This window comes from Bacillus sp. ISL-4, from assembly GCF_018613275.1.
In the GTDB taxonomy this organism is placed as follows: Bacteria; Bacillota; Bacilli; order Bacillales; family DSM-1321; genus Peribacillus; species Peribacillus simplex_E.
The window spans coordinates 155,008-174,019 of sequence record NZ_JAGGQN010000020.1 but is presented as its reverse complement, the minus strand read 5'-3'; the positions used below and the strand labels follow the sequence as shown (position 1 = coordinate 174,019).

At 42.0% G+C, this 19,012-nt stretch carries 19 protein-coding genes and 1 pseudogene; 19 read left to right on the top strand and 1 reads right to left on the bottom strand.

Translation table 11 applies throughout. The features are described 5' to 3' along the window. Positions 1-17 precede the first annotated feature (17 nt). From J7J00_RS16420 to J7J00_RS16370, 11 genes and pseudogenes are all read left to right on the top strand, one after another. Positions 18-929: a dihydrodipicolinate synthase family protein gene (locus J7J00_RS16420; protein WP_214792225.1), complete on the top strand. Its 912-nt coding sequence runs from the start codon at positions 18-20 to the stop codon at positions 927-929. Next, positions 926-1,873: a U32 family peptidase gene (locus tag J7J00_RS16415; RefSeq protein WP_214792223.1), complete on the top strand. Its 948-nt coding sequence runs from the start codon at positions 926-928 to the stop codon at positions 1,871-1,873. The genes J7J00_RS16420 and J7J00_RS16415 overlap by 4 nt, the downstream gene beginning before the upstream one ends. A gap of 66 nt (positions 1,874-1,939) precedes the next feature. Then, positions 1,940-2,899: a C-terminal binding protein gene (locus J7J00_RS16410; RefSeq protein WP_214792221.1), complete on the top strand. Its 960-nt coding sequence runs from the start codon at positions 1,940-1,942 to the stop codon at positions 2,897-2,899. Between the two features lie 14 nt (positions 2,900-2,913). Continuing rightward, complete coding sequence (locus tag J7J00_RS16405; RefSeq protein ID WP_214792220.1) at positions 2,914-3,777, top strand: fumarylacetoacetate hydrolase family protein; 864 nt, start codon at positions 2,914-2,916, stop codon at positions 3,775-3,777. 21 nt (positions 3,778-3,798) lie between these two features. Then, positions 3,799-4,755: a sugar kinase gene (locus J7J00_RS16400; protein ID WP_214792218.1), complete on the top strand. Its 957-nt coding sequence runs from the start codon at positions 3,799-3,801 to the stop codon at positions 4,753-4,755. 13 nt (positions 4,756-4,768) lie between these two features. Next, positions 4,769-5,401, top strand: coding sequence for a bifunctional 4-hydroxy-2-oxoglutarate aldolase/2-dehydro-3-deoxy-phosphogluconate aldolase (locus tag J7J00_RS16395; RefSeq protein ID WP_214792216.1), 633 nt, complete (start codon positions 4,769-4,771; stop codon positions 5,399-5,401). 183 nt (positions 5,402-5,584) lie between these two features. Beyond that, entirely contained in the window at positions 5,585-6,400 is an 816-nt protein-coding gene (gene larE / locus J7J00_RS16390; protein ID WP_214792214.1) for an ATP-dependent sacrificial sulfur transferase LarE, read from the top strand. Further along, on the top strand, positions 6,397-7,167 hold the full coding sequence (gene larB / locus J7J00_RS16385; RefSeq protein WP_214792212.1) for a nickel pincer cofactor biosynthesis protein LarB: 771 nt from the start codon (positions 6,397-6,399) through the stop codon (positions 7,165-7,167). The genes larE and larB overlap by 4 nt, the downstream gene beginning before the upstream one ends. Then, the gene (gene larC, locus J7J00_RS16380; protein ID WP_214792210.1) at positions 7,148-7,966 is read left to right on the top strand and encodes a nickel pincer cofactor biosynthesis protein LarC; all 819 of its coding nucleotides are present in this window, start codon (positions 7,148-7,150) and stop codon (positions 7,964-7,966) included. Before larB ends, larC begins: the two co-directional genes overlap by 20 nt. Further along, the gene (gene larC2, locus J7J00_RS16375; RefSeq protein ID WP_286201403.1) at positions 7,963-8,439 is read left to right on the top strand and encodes a nickel pincer cofactor biosynthesis protein LarC2; all 477 of its coding nucleotides are present in this window, start codon (positions 7,963-7,965) and stop codon (positions 8,437-8,439) included. Before larC ends, larC2 begins: the two co-directional genes overlap by 4 nt. Next, a pseudogene (locus tag J7J00_RS16370) lies at positions 8,436-9,073 on the top strand (urease accessory protein UreH). The gene larC2 and the pseudogene J7J00_RS16370 overlap by 4 nt, the downstream one beginning before the upstream one ends. Positions 9,074-9,476: 403 nt before the next feature. On the opposite strand, the gene J7J00_RS16365 reads toward J7J00_RS16370, so the two are convergent. Then, the gene (locus tag J7J00_RS16365) at positions 9,477-10,394 is read right to left on the bottom strand and encodes a DMT family transporter (RefSeq protein ID WP_089363384.1); all 918 of its coding nucleotides are present in this window, start codon (positions 10,392-10,394) and stop codon (positions 9,477-9,479) included. A gap of 407 nt (positions 10,395-10,801) precedes the next feature. On the opposite strand from J7J00_RS16365, the gene J7J00_RS16360 reads away from it, so the two are divergent. The 8 genes from J7J00_RS16360 (at position 10,802) to J7J00_RS16325 (ending at position 18,964) form a co-directional block, all read left to right on the top strand. Continuing rightward, positions 10,802-11,758 carry a sugar kinase gene (locus J7J00_RS16360; protein WP_214792208.1) on the top strand — a complete coding sequence of 319 codons (957 nt, stop codon included), beginning with the start codon at positions 10,802-10,804 and terminating at the stop codon, positions 11,756-11,758. A gap of 26 nt (positions 11,759-11,784) precedes the next feature. Continuing rightward, the gene (gene allD, locus J7J00_RS16355; RefSeq protein WP_214792206.1) at positions 11,785-12,795 is read left to right on the top strand and encodes an ureidoglycolate dehydrogenase; all 1,011 of its coding nucleotides are present in this window, start codon (positions 11,785-11,787) and stop codon (positions 12,793-12,795) included. An 8-nt stretch (positions 12,796-12,803) separates the two neighbouring features. Then, a complete protein-coding gene (locus J7J00_RS16350) occupies positions 12,804-13,823 on the top strand; it encodes a zinc-binding alcohol dehydrogenase family protein (RefSeq protein WP_214792204.1) in 1,020 nt (339 codons plus the stop codon). 13 nt (positions 13,824-13,836) lie between these two features. Then, positions 13,837-14,457 (top strand): bifunctional 2-keto-4-hydroxyglutarate aldolase/2-keto-3-deoxy-6-phosphogluconate aldolase, encoded by a 621-nt coding sequence (locus J7J00_RS16345; protein WP_214792202.1) that lies wholly within the window; start codon positions 13,837-13,839, stop codon positions 14,455-14,457. A gap of 12 nt (positions 14,458-14,469) precedes the next feature. Then, positions 14,470-15,546, top strand: a complete 1,077-nt coding sequence (uxuA, locus tag J7J00_RS16340) for a mannonate dehydratase (protein WP_214792200.1) — start codon at positions 14,470-14,472, stop codon at positions 15,544-15,546. Continuing rightward, complete coding sequence (locus J7J00_RS16335; protein ID WP_214792198.1) at positions 15,543-16,379, top strand: SDR family oxidoreductase; 837 nt, start codon at positions 15,543-15,545, stop codon at positions 16,377-16,379. Before uxuA ends, J7J00_RS16335 begins: the two co-directional genes overlap by 4 nt. Positions 16,380-16,563: 184 nt before the next feature. After that, positions 16,564-17,565, top strand: a complete 1,002-nt coding sequence (locus J7J00_RS16330) for a LacI family DNA-binding transcriptional regulator (protein WP_214792348.1) — start codon at positions 16,564-16,566, stop codon at positions 17,563-17,565. A gap of 157 nt (positions 17,566-17,722) precedes the next feature. Next, complete coding sequence (locus J7J00_RS16325; protein ID WP_214792196.1) at positions 17,723-18,964, top strand: MFS transporter; 1,242 nt, start codon at positions 17,723-17,725, stop codon at positions 18,962-18,964. The last annotated feature ends 48 nt before the right edge of the window (positions 18,965-19,012 follow it).

Below are 19,012 nucleotides of genomic sequence, written 5' to 3'. Positions count from 1 at the left end.
TAAAAGGAGGAAAAACAATGGACTTTCATGGCATCATTCCACCGGTAGTCACCTTATTTGATGAAACGGGGAACTTAGATATGGCGCTGAACAGGAGCTATATCGACCTATTAATCTCACGGAATATAGACGGTATTTTATTGATGGGAAGTTCAGGTGAGTTCTCATCGCTTACAACAGAAGAAAGAAAATTATATGTACGCGAAATGATAAAGCATATTAACAACCGAGTGCCTGTTATGGTCGGGGTCGGGCATACCGCATTAAAAGAGGTGCAAGAACTGACTTCTTATGCAGAAGAGCATGGAGCGGACGGCGTTCTCGTAGTCAACCCATATTACTGGAAGCTGTCTGACGAGCAATTATACCGACATTTTTCCAGTGTAGCGAATCATACTAATCTGCAAGTTTTCATTTATAATATACCGCTCTTGACAGGTCAAAATTTATCAATCGAATTGATTAAAAAATTAGCTGAAGATCATTCAAACATTGCAGGTATTAAAGAGACGGTCAGTGATTTCGGGCACCTTCGTCAAGTGCTGGCGGAAGTGAAGAAAGTTCGCAGTGATTTCCGCGTCTTCTCTGCTTTTGACGAGCACTTGCTTCCGGCTCAAATGATTGGTGCAGCGGGAAGCATTAATGGAAGCGCTGTCTTTGCGCCGGAAATTTCCGTTGATTTATATCAATCGTATCATAAAGGTGACCTTGCTGAAGCACAGAAAAAGCATCAAGTGATTTCAAAACTGATGGATGTGTACAATTACGGTCCGACATTTTTTACTGCCATGAAAGAAGCAGTTCATCAGCGCTGGTTTGACGTTGCGGCTGGACACCGTGCACCATGCGACGTATACCCTGCTGATTTGAGTGACAAAGTAGCTGCTCTTTTAAAAAATATAAATATGAAAGAAGGCGTCCAAAAATGAAAGAATCACGAGACTTGCTCGAACGATTAGGCTACCCATCAACTGATCTTAAAGAGCTACCTACATCAACGAAAACATTTCCAGACGGTGCTCAATACCGCATTGAACTCCCAAGCGTAGAAGGTCCAATAGCACTAAAAGAAACATTGAAAGAAATTGACAGACTCGGTCTGACTATTCACCGAATATCTCAAGGCAGCGGTATCATGCTTCAAACGGATGAAGAAATTATAGAAATGTGTAAAATGACAGCAGAGCGAGGCATGGAACTGAGTTTGTTTGTCGGTCCCAGGGGTTCATGGGATGTCAGTGCGGGACCGCTTACGCCAGGAGGCAAATCTCAGGGAATCCGCCATGAGGGCTCCGATCAGCTTGTTTATGCCATGGAAGACCTGAAAAGAGGGGCTGCACTAGGTCTTCGCGGTGCGTTAGTTGCGGATGAAGGACTCCTTCTTTTAACGAAAGAAATGAAAAAATACGGACAGCTTCCGGAAGACTTTGTTGTTAAAGTATCGGTTCAAATGGGTTCAGCCAATCCAGTATCCGTCAAATTAATGGAAGACATCGGTGCGGATACCTACAACGTGCCACCTGCATTAACGCTGTCTAAACTTGCAGCGATCCGACAATCAATAGACATTCCAATTGATTTATACGTTGAAGTTCCGGATACCTTCGGAGGCTTTCTTCGCTATTATGAAATACCGGAAATAATTCGTGTATTGGCGCCTGTTTACATCAAATTCGGTCTTCGTAATCACCCAGATGTATACCCCTCAGGGAAACAATGGGAAAGTACGAACATCTCACTCACAAAGGAACGTGTACGCCGTGCCGCAATTGGTATTCAAATGATCGAACGATACTATCCAGAAGCAAAAACATCGAAACTAGGTGCAAAAGGACTCGGAATTGCGAAAATTGAAAAGGCAGCAGTGAAATAATGATATTAACGTGAGGGATCCCGTCTGATATTTACGTATTTATTACTAAAAAGGAGTTGAGCCCAAATGTCCTTTAAAATATTATTAACGGATTACGAATTTGAACATTTGAAATATGAAGAAGAGATTTTTCAAGAAAGCGGTCTTGAAATCGAATTCATCAAAGCGCAATGCAAAACTGAAGAAGAAGTAATGGAGCAGGCAAAAGAAGTGGATGCAATTTTAAATCAATATGCTCCTATCTCACGCCGAGTTATTGATTCGCTTGAAAACACGAAAATCATTTCCCGTTACGGTGTTGGCGTCAATACAATTGATCTCAATGCGGCTAAGGAAAAGGGGATTACTGTCGCCAATGTACCAGATTATGGCATGGAAGAAGTATCGAATCATGCATTGGCACTTTTACTTTCTTCGGCGCGGAAAGTAACACTGTTAAACAAGGAAGTGAAAAAGGGTAACTGGGACTTTAAGGTGTGTGTCCCGATTCATCGCTTTAATGAGCAAACTGTTGGGGTTCTAGGCTTTGGCCGGATTCCGCGCCGTTTCATTGAAAAGGTGAAACCGCTCGGCTTTAAAACTGTTGCTTACGATCCTTTCGTTTCGGCAGCAGACATGGCTGCGGTTGGGGTTCAAAAAATGGATCTCGACGAAATTATAGCAGAAGCCGATTATTTGTCGATCCATGTGCCCTTAATTGATGATACATACCATCTGATCAATGAGGAGCGCCTTAAACAAATGAAGAGAAATGCGGTTATCATCAACACGGCACGTGGACCGATAATCGATGAAAAAGCACTTTCTGATGCACTTGAAAAAGGGGTAATTGCAGGTGCAGCACTTGATGTGACAGAGAATGAGCCGGTCAGCACCGATAGCCCGCTGCTAACAATGGACAATGTCATCATTACACCGCACAGCGCCTGGTATTCAGAGGAAGCAATGGTTGAACTTCGTCAAAAGGCAGCGAGAAATATCGTTCAGGTGCTAAACGGAGGATTAACACCATACGCTTTGACTTAGGAAAGGGGAAAAATATGAAAATAGCGACTTTTTCCGTACAAACCGAACAACACATCGGTCTTGTTAAAAATGATCAAATTATTAGTTTAACGGCTCTCGGTCCAGAAGAATTTCCAGCTTGCATGAAAAAATTCATAGAACGAAGCAGCGAGTTAAGAACACGTGCTGAACAGTTAATTGAGCAACGGGTTAATGACGATGCAATATTCAATCTGTCAGAAGTAAAAATCCTGCCGCCAATCGCAAAGCCGGATAAAATCATTTGCGTAGGACTTAACTATTTTGATCATTGCAAGGAAACGGGGATGGAGCCTCCTGAATCACCGGTCGTTTTTTCAAAATATGCAAATGCCATTGCCGGCCATAATGATGCGATTGAAATTCCAATTAATTCAACCGCGGTCGACTTTGAAGCAGAGCTTGCGTTTGTCATTGGAAGAGAAGCGAAACATGTATCAGAAGAAGAGGCAAATGACTACATCTTTGGCTATACAATTATGAATGATATTAGCGCCCGAGACTTGCAATTTCAGGATGGCCAGTGGTCGAGAGGCAAAACGGCGGACACATTTGCTCCATTTGGTCCTGTTATCGTGACACAAGATGAAGTGGGTGACCCCCACAATCTAGCGATTTCGCTTGAATTAAACGGTGAAATTATGCAGGATTCAAATACAAGCAACCTAATTTTTACGGTTCCGAAAATCATATCATTTTTATCACAGTCCATGACACTAATGCCAGGTGATTTGATTGCAACTGGCACGCCACCAGGCGTTGGAATGGGAAGGAATCCGAAAATCTGGTTGAAAAACGGTGACCGGATGAACATCAGCATTGAGAAGATCGGTACGCTTTCTAATCACGTAATAGCATGACAAGAGAAAGAAGGTGATGACATGGATGTTGTAACCATCGGAGAAACAATGACGATGTTTACCCCGAATGAAGAAGGTCCACTTCGCCACGCCCGATCTTTTTCAATGAAGTTTGGCGGAGCGGAATCCAATGTCGCGATCGGGTTAAGCCGCCTCGGTCATAGGTCACGCTGGATAAGCCGCCTCGGCGAGGATGAATTTGGCGATGCCATGCAATCGTTCATTCGCGGAGAAGGCGTTGATGTCTCTTATGTAACAAGAGACCCTGTTGCGCCTACCGGAGTCTTTTTTAAAGAATTCAGAAGGCTGAATGATACTAGAGTTTATTATTACCGGAAAGATTCGGCAGCTAGCAAAATGACGGCGGATTTACTACCTGATCTTGCCATCCAAGACGCAGCTTATCTCCATATTACCGGAATTACCCCTGCACTAGGGAATTCGTGTCAGTCGCTCTTGGATAAAGCGATCCGCATTGCTAAAGAAAACGGAACAAAGATCGTCTTCGATCCGAATATTCGCTTGAAAATATGGCCTGATGAAAATGAAGCACGTCACATCATAACAAAGTACGCCTCGAAAAGTGATATCGTCATGCCTGGGGTGGCCGAAGCCGACTTTTTATTCGGCTCCCATACTCCGGAGATGTTTGCCGATCATTTTCATGAACTCGGTGTCGAAACCGTTTTACTTAAATTGGGCAAAGAGGGCTCTTTAATTTCAGCCCCGTCTGTACCGAAAACATACGTTCCTGGATTCTATGTGGAACGGGTCGTGGATCCCATCGGGGCTGGTGATGCTTTTGCATCCGGTGTACTTTCCGGCCTGCTTGATGGACTGCCGCTAGATGAAGCTGCAAGGCGTGGAAATGCCATGGGAGCAATGGCAACGATGGTAAATGGCGATGTTGAGGGTTTGCCGGTCCGTGCCGACCTCGATTTGTTCATGAGTGGCGGCGCTGATGATGTGACGAGGTAGAAAGGTGGAAAAAATGACTAAACTTGAAGAGCTTAAACATGGGAAGCTGGTCGCCGTCATTCGCGGTGCACGCCCAGATCAAATTATACCAATCGCCCGGGCCCTGAAAGAGGGCGGCATCCGAACGCTAGAAATAACAGTGGAAACTCCCAAGGTGTGCCATTTAATTGAAAGAGTGAAAGAGGAGTTCGGTGATGATATCATAGCCGGTGCCGGTACAGTATTGGATCCTGAAACGGCCCGTGCGGTCATCATGGCAGGGGCAGAATTCATCTTTTCTCCAACCGTCAATGTCAAAACGATTAAAATGGCGAAGCGCTATGGCGTTATTAGTATCCCTGGTGCGCTCACACCAACCGAAATATTGACTGCATATGAGCATGGAGCTGACATTATCAAAGTTTTCCCGGCAGATACACTGGGTGTTAGCTACTTTAAAAATCTTAAAGGACCGCTTCCTCACATTCCCCTTATGCCAACTGGCGGTGTAAACCTTGACAACCTTGCATCTTTTTTTAAGGCAGGGGCCATCGCGGCGGGACTTGGTGGTTCATTGATCAATCCTACGAAATTGATTACAGGTGAAGATTACACCAGGCTGACAGGAACGGCAAAAAATTTTTCAGCTATCGTACAAAAAAGCTAAAGCAATCCGTCGCTTATATGAATTTCAGTCCAATAGGCGCTGGGAATGAAAGCATGACTGTGTTTATTTCCTCCTTTCTTACCAATTTGATGTATCTCTTTCAATCTTTTAGTAGTCCATCAAGGGTGTTATTGCTGGTGGACAGTAGATAAATTCAGACAAACCAGAAAGGGGAAAAATGCTATGTTACTAGAAAAGTATAGAAATCTGCAGAGGATTCTCCAAAAAATGGAGTCGGTTGTGGTCGCTTTTTCAGGAGGGGTGGACAGCACTTTTTTGCTAAATGTTGCTATTGCTACTTTGGGTTATGATAATGTGTTAGCCATTACAGCAGATTCGGAAACCTATCCGTCGAGTGAGTTGAAAGAAGCCATTGTGCTATCAAAATGGATTGGTGCCAACCATCGAGTCATTCAGACATCGGAGTTGGCCATTCCTGGATATTCAGAAAATAATCAGAATCGCTGTTACTTTTGTAAAAGTAGTTTATTTGACCACCTGCTTCCTATTCTTGAAGAAAATGAATTTAATAATATTATTTATGGCGTCATTGCTGATGATGCTAACGAATTTCGTCCAGGTATGAAAGCAGCTAAAGAAAAAGGAATCAGGGGACCTCTTCTAGAAGCCGGTTTATTCAAAGAAGAAATAAGAGTATTGTCCAAGCAAGCCGGTTTGCCAACCTGGGATAAACCATCATTCGCTTGCCTATCTTCACGCATTGCATATGGCGATATCATTACGAAGGAAAAATTGACGAAAGTGGATAAATCAGAAGCATACTTAAAATCATTGGATATTCATCAGGTAAGAGTCAGGACGCATGAGGATACTGCCCGAATTGAAGTTGAACCCGTTGATATGCCGCGAGTGCTCCAATACCATGTGGCGATCACGAAACGACTGAAGCAATTTGGTTATAAGTATGTATCAATGGATCTCACGGGCTATACAAGCGGAAGTATGAATATAGCACTTAAAAAGGAAGAGAAGTTATGATTGATGATATTTTAGAGCAGGTTCAAAATGGTTCATTGACAGCAGCTGAAGCAAAGGAAAAACTTGCATCATATGAAAATTTAGGGTTTGTAAAAATTGATCATCATCGTAAAAGGAGACAAGGCTTTCCCGAAATTGTGTTTGGAGAAGGGAAAACAGCTGCGCAAATTTTAACGATTGTACAATCACTGCGGACAAGGAATGATTCTGTGCTTGTGACTCGTATTTCTCGGGAAAAAGCAGTATTTGTACAAAAAGAGTGCAGTGAATTTGAGTATAACGATATGGCACGGACACTTGCTTGGGTTAAAGAAAAGCCTAAATCCGTTGGTTCATATATTGCAATTGTGTGCGCCGGGACATCAGATTTGTCCGTTGCTGAAGAAGCTGCCGTGACGGCCGGAACACTAGGTATTCCAGTCAGGCGTATATACGATGTTGGTGTTGCTGGGCTGCACCGCCTCCTTGATAATATAGACGAGATACGAGGGGCTACCGTATCAGTTTGTGTAGCGGGGATGGAAGGGGCACTCCCAAGTGTGTTAGGAGGCCTTGTCGCGAATCCAATTATTGCTGTTCCGACAAGTATCGGTTACGGTGCCAATTTTAACGGTTTATCTGCACTTTTATCAATGCTTAATTCATGCGCATCGGGTGTAAGTGTGGTGAACATCGATAATGGATTTGGTGCAGCCTACAATGCAGCGATTATATACAAACTTGTACATAAAAAGGAGATCAATGATGATGAGGACATTATATTTTGACTGCTTTTCCGGCATAAGCGGAGATATGGTTATTGGTGCGTTGATTGATGCAGGTGCAGACCCTTTACAAATGGAAGAAGAGTTAAAAAAGCTGAATATAGATGAAGAATATAATCTGTCATGGGGGAAAGTCGTCAAAAATGGCATTACGAGTACTAAATTTGATGTCATTCTTACCAGTAAATCAGAGCAACCACATGAACACAGCCACAGTCAAGGACATGAACACAGCCACACTCATGAAACCGAACCCAACCATAGCCATGCACCTCACAATCATCATGGTAGCCGCACCTACAAACAAATTGTAGAAGCCATCAATGAGGCAAACCTTAATGAATCGGTAACAAACATGTCACTCGCCATATTTAAGAAGATAGGTGAAGCGGAAGGGCACATACACGGGCTTCCGCTTGATAAAGTTCACTTTCATGAGGTAGGAGCTGTAGATTCAATAATAGATATAATCGGGGCTGCAATTTTAATCGATCAGCTAGGTATTGAATCAGTTCAGTCATCAGCCATTCCAACGGGATCTGGACATATACATATTGATCACGGTGTATATCCGGTTCCTGCACCTGCCACACTTGAAATATTAAAGGGGGTACCGATTGCCTCAAACGTTATTCGTTCCGAATTAGCAACGCCGACCGGTGCTGCCATCGCTGCGGTTTTAGCTGAAAAATTTGGCACGCCTCCAACCATGACTGTCGAATCGATTGGCTATGGTGCGGGGACAAAAACATTTGAAAATCATCCGAACGTTCTTCGCATTATTATAGGGGAGATCCAATGAAGCACCCACCTGATCATGAGCATCTTGATGGACAAATGGTAAAAATGGAAGTGAATCTAGATGATATTTCCGGTGAATGGCTTGGTCATGTAATGGATTTGTTGTTTGAATCAGGAGCGAATGATGTATTTTATACCCCAATCTTCATGAAAAAAAATCGACCGGGGGTGTTATTGCAACTTCTCTGTTCACAGCAGGAGATTTCGAAAATCAAGAAAATATTATTTGCTGAAACGACGACTCTCGGTATACGCTACTATCCACTTACCGTGCACAGGCTCGAACGATCTTTTTTACATGTAGACACACAATGGGGGCAAGTGACGATAAAGAGAGGGTACCATGAGGGCCAACCCATACAGCAGGCACCTGAATATGAAGATTGCCGTAAAATTGCCGTTCAGAACAATATACCTCTTAAAAGGGTGTATGAAGAAGTATGGAAGTGTCTCGGTGAGGTGGTAGAGAAATGAGCTTGGTGTCGATTCTTACATTAGGATTCCTATTGGGGATAAAGCATTCGTTAGAGCCGGATCATGTTATTGCAGTAGCAACCACGGCAGGAAAAACGAAAAAATTATCTCGGTCCACTCTAATGGGGGGTATTGGGGAATAGGGCATACATGTACGCTGTTTCTTATAGGTATGCTATTCATTTGGATGAAAGGGGAAATTCCAGAGTCGTTAAGCATGACGCTGGAATTCGGCGTTGGTATTATGCTTGTTATGCTAGGGGCGAAAAGTTTATTTAAAGCTCGCCCTGATATCACGAACGACAAAGATAGATTTCGTCCTTTTTTGGTGTCTGCTTTAATTGGGTTCGTCCATGGTCTCGCGAGCAGTGCCGCAATGGTCATTCTAACTATGTCGACCGTAAACGGTATAGGTGAAGGATCCATCTATATCATTATATTTGGCGCAGGGACGATAATTGGCATGCTGTGCTTTACAACTTTACTAGGCATACCGTTTGCTTTGAATGGAAAGGATATCGTTTTAAACCGAATCTTCATCAAACTGGCGGGAGCTTTAAGTTTTGCATTCGGACTTTATTATATATACAAATTGGGTGTAACAGAAGGCTTGTTTGCAATCTGGGCTAATTGATTTGCTTTATAAGCATGACTGGAATCTCAGGCTGTCTGTGACCCATAGACAGTCTCTTTTATATTTATTAATATATTAAAACCAATAGTAAATAAACAATATGTCTTCAACGAGGTTTCTCAGAAAGAAAAGGGCCACAGCTGACAAAAAGGCTTGTCATAATGGGCATATTTCAATGGACATGTCCATGTGAATTTAGGGGTGTTTTGTAACGGATATGTATCTCCAATTATTATTCTGAAAGAATGTTTCAAGTGTTTAAAATCATCTGAAGATGGAGGAGAGGGTGGACAAAATATAATAAGACCCTATGACACTGCTAAGCCATTAAGATGGTAGTGTTATAGGGTCTCTTATTCTGGTACGAAGAAAGTTATTGAATCTCTAGGGGCTGCCGTTGCCGCTAGGCAGATATACGTTTATTTTTCCTTTGTAGAATCCATATTTCAATTGCACCGGAGCCAAGCAATACCCCCGAAACAATAAAGATGAGTCCAATGAAATGTGCAGGCACAATGGCTTCATTGAGGAAAAATGCTGCCCCTAACAAAGAGAATAAGGTGTTTAAGTTAAGAAAAATGGATGATTCGGCTGCGCCTACCTTACCAATGGCATAATTATAGCTCATGTGCCCGAGGGCAGTGGCAAAAATGGCGGAGAAAATGAAAGCTCCCCAGATGGAGGGTGGTGCAGCTGCCAGTGAAGATAAGCCCTCTGGTTCCTTCCATAAGCTGATGGCAAAAAGAATAAAAGACCCGATCAGCATCATGTAGCCGGTTAGTAATCGTGGATCCATTGTTTTTGAGGCTTTATTGATAAGTATGAAACTTAATGCCTGTGAAAGTATGGAAAGTAAAATATCCACATCCCCCAGATTAATAGAATGAAGTCCTCCACTTCCTGCCATAACGGTAAAACTCACACCTAGGGCACCGCATATAAAGCCAAAAAGCCTAATTAAAGTGGGCTTTTTACGAAAGAATATCATGGTTAAGATGACAGTCAGAATTGGCCCCATGCCCAAAATCAGTCCAGCATTCGATGCAGAAGTCTTCGTCAATCCCTCAGCTAAAAAATAATGATGAAAAACGACACTCAAAAGTGCTCCTCCAAAAACGTAAAAAAGTTCACTTTTTTTTGGAAGGCGTATTAGTCCAAAGAAGAAAAGGATAAGAATGACTATAAGAGAAGCAGTGAAAATTCTCAAAGAGGTTATTGTTACGGGCTGTGTATTCGCAACTAAAATTTTAATAACTGAGACATTTAACCCCCATGTTATCATTATTCCGGTAAGTAAGATGTAAATTTTCAAAAAACTCATTCCCAAAAACAACCTTTCATACTTATTTAACAATTGATATATTATACAACTTTCTCCAAATTAATAGCAAAGAGTTAAATTTGATTGAAAGCTCTTGGATGAAAATCAGAATCTCTTAATCATTAAAAAAAGAGGGAAGGAATAAGTCCTTCCACTTTACCGTAATATGGTTTTTTTATCATAAATTTGGCTGAAAAATAATATGAAATATATCGAATAAAAATAAAATTATAAATTATCAAACTTTTCTATTGTTTTTGGTAGGGTTTTCATTTACAATTTCCTTATGATTTACCAAACCGGTTTAGTATTTTACTAAATCGATTTAGCTAAAAAATGTAATGAAAGTGATATGATCAAATATTTTTGTTTTTATTTGTGATTGTTCGAAAGAAGGAGGTACTGTATTGTCATCAAAATATGGTGTTTTAACGCTCGGCGACGCCATGATTACGCTAAATCCGGAAGAGACAGGACCTTTAAGATTCGTTAACCGTTTTGAGCGAAAAGTAGGAGGCGCTGAACTGAATTTTGCGATTGGCTGTGCAAGGCTTGGCATGCGGGCAAAATGGATAAGCCGCTTAGGCAAGGATGAATTCGGTAAAGTTATATATAATTTCGCTCGTGGGGAAGGCGTGGACATGAGTGATGTTGCCTATGTAAATGGATATCCAACATCTCTTAACTTTAAAGAAATCCGGGAAGATGGTTCCGGAAAGACATTTTATTACCGTTATCAATCTCCCATTTTAACTTTAAAGCCGGGAGATATAACAGAGAAGATGTTTGAAGAGATTGATATAGTCCACCTTACTGGAGTATTTTTGGCTATAGATCCTAAAAATGTGGATATTGCCAAGAGGGTAATGGATATTGCAAAACAAAAAAATATACCTGTTTCATTTGATCCGAATATCCGCCTAAAGCTATGGTCCATCGAGGAAGCAAGATCAGTATATTATGATATTTTTCCATATGTTGATATTTTGCTTACAGGTTTGGATGAAATAAGATTGATCATCGGAACTGACTCTAAAGAATCTTTGGTGGAATTCGCAAAGGTGAATGATATTGATCAGCTTGTCATTAAGGACGGGAAACATGGTTCAAAACTATATACCAAAAATGATTGGCATGAAAAAGAAGCCTTCCCTGTTATACCTGTAGATACTGTTGGTGCGGGCGATGGTTATGATGCCGGTTATATTTACGGATATCTTCATGGCTTATCAATTGAAGAAAGATTGACATTCGCAAATGGTGTAGGAGCTCTTGTCACCACTGTGGCTGGGGACAATGAAGGATTACCATATTTGGATGAAGTAATGCCTTTCATACAGAATGAGGCTGTTATAGAAAGATAGATGACTGAAAGAAATGAGGGGGATAAATGGCAACAGTAACGATACAAGCCGAGGAAGCAAAACGATTAGTCATACAACAGCTGACCAAAGTGGGTTTAAATGAAGAAAATGCCGGGAAAATCGCGGAAGTATTGGTTCATGCCGATCTCAGAAATGTCAATTCCCATGGTGTCTTGCGAACAGAGCATTATGTGAACCGTTTACAGGCAGGAGGAATAAATCCCGATGCCCAGATTTCCTTCCAAAAGACAGGGCCCGTTACCGGTGTAGTTGATGGAGATGATGGATTTGGGCATGTGATTAGCGACGTGGCCATGGACCATGCAATCGAAATGGCTAGAGATAATGGCGTGGGCATGGTGACTGTTCATAATAGCAGCCATTGCGGGGCACTAAGCTATTTTGTTCAAAAAGCCGCTGATGCAAAGTTGATTGGCATCGCGATGTCACATACCGATAAAATTGTGGTCCCGTTCGGAGGAAAAACATCATTTCTTGGTACCAACCCAATCGCTTACGGAGTTCCTGCCAAAACGAAGAAACCCTTTATTCTTGATATGGCAACATCCAATGTTGCGCTGGGGAAAATCCTCCAGGCACGTGAAGAAGGAAAGGAAATCCCTGAAGGATGGGGAGTGGATGAAAATGGAGCTAATGTCACAGACCCGAATAAAGTCGTTTCCCTTTCCACTTTCGGAGGCCCGAAAGGCTATGGTCTATCCGTAATTGTAGATGTGTTTTCTGGATTATTGGCCGGTGCGGCATTTGGCCCGCACATTGGAAAAATGTATGACGACCTTGATAAGAAACGGAAGCTTGGACATTATTTTTGTGTAATTAATCCTTCGTTCTTTACGGATACTGATATATTTTTAGAGCAAATGGATCAAATGATCGAAGAGCTGCAACAGGTTGAACCTGCTCCAGGGTTCGATCGCGTATATGTACCGGGTGAGATTGAACAAATCAATGAAGAAAAAAACCTGAAACAAGGTATTACGATAGCATCAAGTGTTTATGAATTTCTTACAAAGTAGGTGGGGAAATGAAAGCGGTTCAAGTACGGAGAGCTCATGAACTGATCATTCAAGAAGTGGAAAAACCTCGTATTTCAAACTCGACGGATGTCCTTGTGAAAGTAAAAAGAGTCGGGATTTGCGGATCGGATATGCATATTTATCATGGTACGAATCCTCTTGCTACTCTGCCGCGTGTCGTTGGGCATGAAGTAGCGGGAGAAGTTGTGGAGATAGGTCAAGGTGTCGCGGGCATAAAAGTGGGGGACCACGTTGTTATTGAGCCCATCAGTTATTGCGGGGAGTGTTACGCCTGCCGTAAAGGCCGCCAAAATGTTTGTGAAAAACTTTCCGTTTTTGGGGTACATGAAGATGGTGGGATGAGGGAATGGTTCGTCCTTCCGGAGAAACAATTACATGTTGTGGATTCCGCTTTAGCTTGGGAAGAAATAGTATTGGCTGAGCCATACACAATCGGCGCACAGGCCGTTTGGAGAGGCGAAGTGGAGGAAGGGGAAACAGTGCTTATCCAGGGAGCCGGGCCTATTGGAATTTGCATATTAAAGATGGCAAAGCTTCAAGGAGCATCAGTGATGATCACGGATTTAAGTGATGAGCGTTTGGAATTCGCTAAAGAAAGCGGCGCCGATATCACCGTCCATGCTGGAAAAGAAGATGTTCAAAAACGAGTGGAAGAATGGACGAATGGCGAAGGGGCCAACGTTGTCATTGATGCAGTATGCTTACCGATGACATTCGAATTGTCTTTCGATGTCGTGTCAACGGCGGGGCGGATTGTCGTACTCGGTTTTGATGAACGTCCTTCATCGGTTTCCCAGCTACCAATCACAAAAAAGGAAGTATCGGTGAAAGGATCTAGATTGCAAACCAATCAGTTCCCAAAAGTGGTAAAACTTTTAAATGAAAGAAAAATCAGACATGAAGGTTTAGTTACCCATACATTTTCGCTCGATGATATCCAGGAAGCATTTAATTTTGTTGAAAATCATCCAGAACAAGTTCGAAAAGCGATCATCGTTTTTAATTAAGGGGGTAGGAGTTATGGATAAACATTCAATCATACATCGAATAACGGAAACGAAAGTTGTAGCTGTTATCAGGGGACAGGATGCAAAGGAGGCGGCACAACTTTCTAAAGCAGCTGTGGAAGGCGGTATTCAGGCAATCGAATTGACGTATACAACACCGGGAATTGAAGAAGCTTTCAAAGATCTGCAAAATACGGATGCACTATTAGGAGCAGGCTCGGTACTTGATTCTGAAACGGCTCGGCATGCGATTTTAGCTGGCGCCAATTTTATCGTCAGCCCCTATTTTGTCAATGGCGTAGCCGAACTTTGTAATCGATACGGCATTCCCTATATGCCTGGATGCATGACAATTAGAGAAATGGCTACTTCATTGGAAGCAGGTTGTGATGTTTTGAAGTTATTTCCGGCAAACCATTTTGAACCTTCTTTCATCAAGTCGGTTAATGGTCCACTGCCCAATGTAAGGATCATGCCAACCGGCGGAATTAATTTGGATAACATGAAGGACTGGCTGAATGCAGGCGCGGTAGCAATCGGGATCGGCAGTGACTTGAACAAAGCCTATCAAAATGGCGGCTATGAAGCCGCAGTGGAATTAAGCCGAAAATACATGCAAAAAATTGCGGAATAATGGAGGTGCATGATGAACATTACATTTAGATGGTACGGTAAAGACAATGATACCGTTACACTGGAGCACATTAAACAGATTCCTGGAGTGAAAGGAATTGTCTGGGCACTTCACCAAAAACCTGTTGGTGAGGTATGGGAAAAAGAAGAAATTCAAGAAGAAATTGAGTATATCCAATCATTTGGTTTTCACACGGATGTCGTAGAAAGTGTAAATGTCCATGAATCGATTAAATTGGGTAATGAAGACCGCATGATATATATAGAGAAATACAAAGAGACGATCCGGAATCTTTCGGAAGCTGGAGTGAAGGTCATTTGTTATAACTTCATGCCGATCTTTGATTGGACTCGGACGGAAATGTTCCATCCTTTGAAAGATGGCTCAACTGCCCTGTTTTATGAAAAGGCGAAAGTGGATACGTTAGATCCTCAAGATTTAATTCGTACTGTAATGGAAGCTTCAGATTTAACTTTACCAGGTTGGGAACCAGAAAAGATGGATAGAATCTCTGAATTATTCGAAGCTTACAAAACTGTGGACGAAGAGCAGCTATGGGCGAATCTTGAAATATTCCTAAAAGAAATATTACCTGTTGCAGAGGCTTGCGGTATAAAAATGGCAATACACCCGGATGATCCGCCATGGTCCATTTTTGGCTTGCCAAGAATCATCACCGGTGAGTCGAGCTATGAAAAACTGATCTCGATTTCGGATTCACCATCGAATGCGTTTACCTTGTGTACAGGATCGATGGGGGCAAACCCTGAAAATGATATGGTCCAGGTGGCTAAAAAGTATGCAGACCGTTCACCTTTCTCCCATATACGCAATGTGAAGATTTATGAAAATGGTGACTTTGTGGAAACATCCCATCATACCCAGGATGGATCGATCAATATACAGGGCGTCGTGGAAGAATTGAATAAGCAAAATTATACTGGTTATGTCAGACCGGATCATGGCCGCCATATATGGGGTGAAGTTTGCCGCCCAGGTTACGGTTTATATGACCGAGCATTGGGAATCATGTATTTGCTCGGATTATGGGATGCATATGAAGCTACTAAATTAGGTGAAAAATCATGATTCCCATTCATGAAAACTTATCGAACAGGGTGGCAGTTATCACTGGAGGCAGCGGTGTTTTATGTTCCAAAATGGCGGTGGAATTGGCCCGTCATGGTGTCAAGATAGCTATATTGAACAGAACGGCGGAAAAAGGGCAAGAAGTGGTCGAACTCATTGAACAAACTGGGGGGACTGCGATTTCCATTGCAGCAGACGTTTTGGATAGAACCTCATTGGAAAATGCAAAAGGGAAAATAATAGAATCGTTCGGAAGAGTGGATCTATTAATAAATGGTGCGGGAGGCAATCACCCTGATGCCATTACAGCTCCAGAGAAATATGGGGAAGAAGCAGAAGGAAAATCCTTTTTTGATTTGGATGAAAATGGTTTCACTCAGGTTTTTGCCAGTAATTTCACCGGTGCATTTTTGGCCAGTCAGGTTTTTGGGAAAGAGTTATTGCAAGTGGAAGCACCTGTTATCGTGAATGTATCTTCCATGAGCGCCTACGCTCCAATGACTAAAGTACCAGCATATAGTGCTGCCAAAGCTTCGATAAATAATTTTACCATGTGGATGGCTGTTCATTTTGCCGAAGAAGGTTTACGGGTGAATGCCATTGCTCCAGGATTCTTTTTGACAAAGCAAAATCGGGATCTTTTGCTTAATGAAGATGGCAGCCTGACGGCAAGATCTAATAAAATCATTACTTCAACACCCATGAAGCGCTTTGGGCAGCCTGAAGATTTACTTGGTACATTGCTTTGGCTAGTTGATGAATCCTATTCGGGCTTTGTCACGGGAATTACGGTACCAGTCGATGGGGGCTTCATGGCATACTCAGGTGTCTGAATTCAGGTCCAATAAAAGGCAAACAAGTGACCGTGAGTAAATTAGTTCCATGGTATGGGAAATTGACTTTTTTACTGCATTAGAAGGTGATTGTAAAGCTTTCCTTATTATAATAGAATATTCCTTATATATCTAAGCCATTTTGGTAATAGAGAATTGAAACCACACGATAGGAATGAATGAATTGAAAACCATTACAATTACTGATGTCGCCAATCACGCGAAAGTATCAAAAAGCACAGTTTCCCAATACCTGAATAAACGTTACGAATATATGAGTGAAAAAACCAGGAAAAAGATTGAAGAAACAATAGAAGAGTTAAACTATCAGCCTAATATAATAGCACGCAGTTTAAAACAAAAGTCCACTTTTACCGTTGGGGTGGTGGTTGCCAATATCCTTCACACGTTTTCAACTCAGGTTATTAGAGCTATAGAAAACTACTTTTATGAACAAGGGTTCCATATTATCGTATGCAATGCAGATGACAATCCTGAAAAGGAAAAGAATTATATTGAAATGCTAAGAGCTAAACAAGTAGATGGGATCATCATATTCCCCACAGGGGACAACCTTGATTTATATCAACGTATGAAGAGTGATCATTTCCCGATTGTTTTCATGGATAGGACGATCGAAGAATTGGATATTGCAACAGTCATGCTCGATAATCACCTTGCTTCCAAGTTAGCGATCGACAGATTTATTGAAAAGGGTTATAAAACCATTGCAATCATAACCACTTCAATAATACGTGATATCAGTCCTCGTATCGAACGGATCCAAGGGTACAAGGATTCACTCGCGACACATGGGATACCATTCAATTCTGAATATATTAAAACAGTGAACGCAGATGAAATTCCGGTTGCACTTTCAGAATTTTTCGAATTGGAAAAGCCGCCTCAAGCCATTTTGGCAGGAAATGATATCGTACTTAATGAAGTGTTGCGTTATATGAAACAGCACGAAATCAATATACCTGGTGACATAGCGGTCATAGGGATCGATGATGTGCCCTATGCTAGTTTCTATACACCGACCATCACAACGGTTAATCAGCCAGCCATTGAAATGGCCAACTTGGCAGCGGAGTTACTGCTTAGTCAAATCAATAAAACAGGAATAGAGGATACAAGCGTGCATCGCTTGAAACCGACTTTGCTTTCAAGGAATTCTTGCTAGAACCGGATGTAAGAATTCCTGTGCAAAAGAAAGCGCTTTTTTACGGGAATTCTAAACCGATTTAGTTAAAGGTCATATAGGCTTTACTCTTGGTTATTAAATGGAAACGTTTCCAAAAATGCTGCTGCATTTATTGAAACGTATAGGGGGGTATTTTATGTTTTCAAATGGTAGAGGAATGGTTATCGTTTTCTTGTTCTTGGCAGGTGTAATAAATTATCTGGACCGATCTGCACTGTCCATTGCAGCTCCGTTCATCCAAGATGATTTATCCTTAACAGCAACACAGATGGGGATTATTTTTAGTAGCTTTTCAGTTGGTTATGCCATATTTAATTTCCTTGGAGGAATGGCGTCCGATAAATGGGGTGCAAAGATCACGCTTTTCGTGGCGATGATCGTTTGGTCTTTATTCAGTGGTGCACTTGTACTTGCTGTCGGTTTTGCAAGTATGATAATCATCCGCATACTGTTTGGGATGGGCGAAGGCCCTCTTTCTTCAACCATCAATAAAATGGTGAATAACTGGTTCCCAGCGAATCAGCGGGCATCTGTCGTTGGTTTGACGAATAGCGGGACGCCGCTTGGTGGCGCGATTGCAGGTCCTATAGTTGGATTTATTGCCATCTCATATGGATGGAGAGTTTCTTTCATTGCCATTATGGTGATTGGTCTTATATGGGCGATTTGCTGGTGGAAGTTCGTTAAAGAAAAACCAAAAGAGTCAAAAGAACAGAAACATACGGGAAAATCTTATGTCGCGGCAACATCGGAAGGAAAGGTGAAATTCACCTTTTATTTAAAACAAAAAACGGTTTTATTTACAGCTCTAGCCTTTTTTTCTTACAACTATATTCTCTTCTTTTTCTTAACTTGGTTCCCAAGCTATTTGGTGGATGCACGCGGCCTAAGTGTAGAAAATATGAGTATCATTACAGTGATTCCTTGGATTTTTGGATTCATCGGACTTGCTTTGGGTGGATTCGTGTCGGATTTCTTCTCTAAAAAATTCGCTCAAAAAGGTGTTTTATTCTCACGTAAGCTCGTGCTAGTAACATGTTTGTTCTTATCGGCGGTATGTATCGGTTTTGCCGGACTTGTATCCACAACGGTCAGTGCGGTAACGCTTGTCGCACTTTCCGTCTTCTTCCTATATTTGACTGGTGCCATTTACTGGGCAATCGTCAACGATGTTGTCGACCCTGGTAATGTTGGATCTGTTGGAGGTTTTATGCATTTCTTGGCAAATACAGCAGGAATCATCGGACCGACGTTAACAGGATACATTGTCGATACCTCAGGCACATACACAGTTGCATTCTTGCTTGCAGGTGGATTGGCCATCGTTGCATCGCTTGCAGTCATCCGTTTTGTACGACCGATAGTAAAGCCTGCGTAATAGATTGTTAGAATGGAAGTGTCTCCCAAAGGAAATATAAGGGAAGAC

Coding starts and splice junctions, on each gene's coding strand:
- J7J00_RS16420 (WP_214792225.1), top strand. CDS start 18: ATGGACTTTCATGGCATCATTCCACCGGTAGTCACCTTATTTGATGAA.
- J7J00_RS16415 (WP_214792223.1), top strand. CDS start 926: ATGAAAGAATCACGAGACTTGCTCGAACGATTAGGCTACCCATCAACT.
- J7J00_RS16410 (WP_214792221.1), top strand. CDS start 1,940: ATGTCCTTTAAAATATTATTAACGGATTACGAATTTGAACATTTGAAA.
- J7J00_RS16405 (WP_214792220.1), top strand. CDS start 2,914: ATGAAAATAGCGACTTTTTCCGTACAAACCGAACAACACATCGGTCTT.
- J7J00_RS16400 (WP_214792218.1), top strand. CDS start 3,799: ATGGATGTTGTAACCATCGGAGAAACAATGACGATGTTTACCCCGAAT.
- J7J00_RS16395 (WP_214792216.1), top strand. CDS start 4,769: ATGACTAAACTTGAAGAGCTTAAACATGGGAAGCTGGTCGCCGTCATT.
- larE (WP_214792214.1), top strand. CDS start 5,585: ATGTTACTAGAAAAGTATAGAAATCTGCAGAGGATTCTCCAAAAAATG.
- larB (WP_214792212.1), top strand. CDS start 6,397: ATGATTGATGATATTTTAGAGCAGGTTCAAAATGGTTCATTGACAGCA.
- larC (WP_214792210.1), top strand. CDS start 7,148: ATGAGGACATTATATTTTGACTGCTTTTCCGGCATAAGCGGAGATATG.
- larC2 (WP_286201403.1), top strand. CDS start 7,963: ATGAAGCACCCACCTGATCATGAGCATCTTGATGGACAAATGGTAAAA.
- J7J00_RS16365 (WP_089363384.1), bottom strand. CDS start 10,394: ATGAGTTTTTTGAAAATTTACATCTTACTTACCGGAATAATGATAACA.
- allD (WP_214792206.1), top strand. CDS start 11,785: ATGGCAACAGTAACGATACAAGCCGAGGAAGCAAAACGATTAGTCATA.
- J7J00_RS16350 (WP_214792204.1), top strand. CDS start 12,804: ATGAAAGCGGTTCAAGTACGGAGAGCTCATGAACTGATCATTCAAGAA.
- J7J00_RS16345 (WP_214792202.1), top strand. CDS start 13,837: ATGGATAAACATTCAATCATACATCGAATAACGGAAACGAAAGTTGTA.
- uxuA (WP_214792200.1), top strand. CDS start 14,470: ATGAACATTACATTTAGATGGTACGGTAAAGACAATGATACCGTTACA.
- J7J00_RS16335 (WP_214792198.1), top strand. CDS start 15,543: ATGATTCCCATTCATGAAAACTTATCGAACAGGGTGGCAGTTATCACT.
- J7J00_RS16325 (WP_214792196.1), top strand. CDS start 17,723: ATGTTTTCAAATGGTAGAGGAATGGTTATCGTTTTCTTGTTCTTGGCA.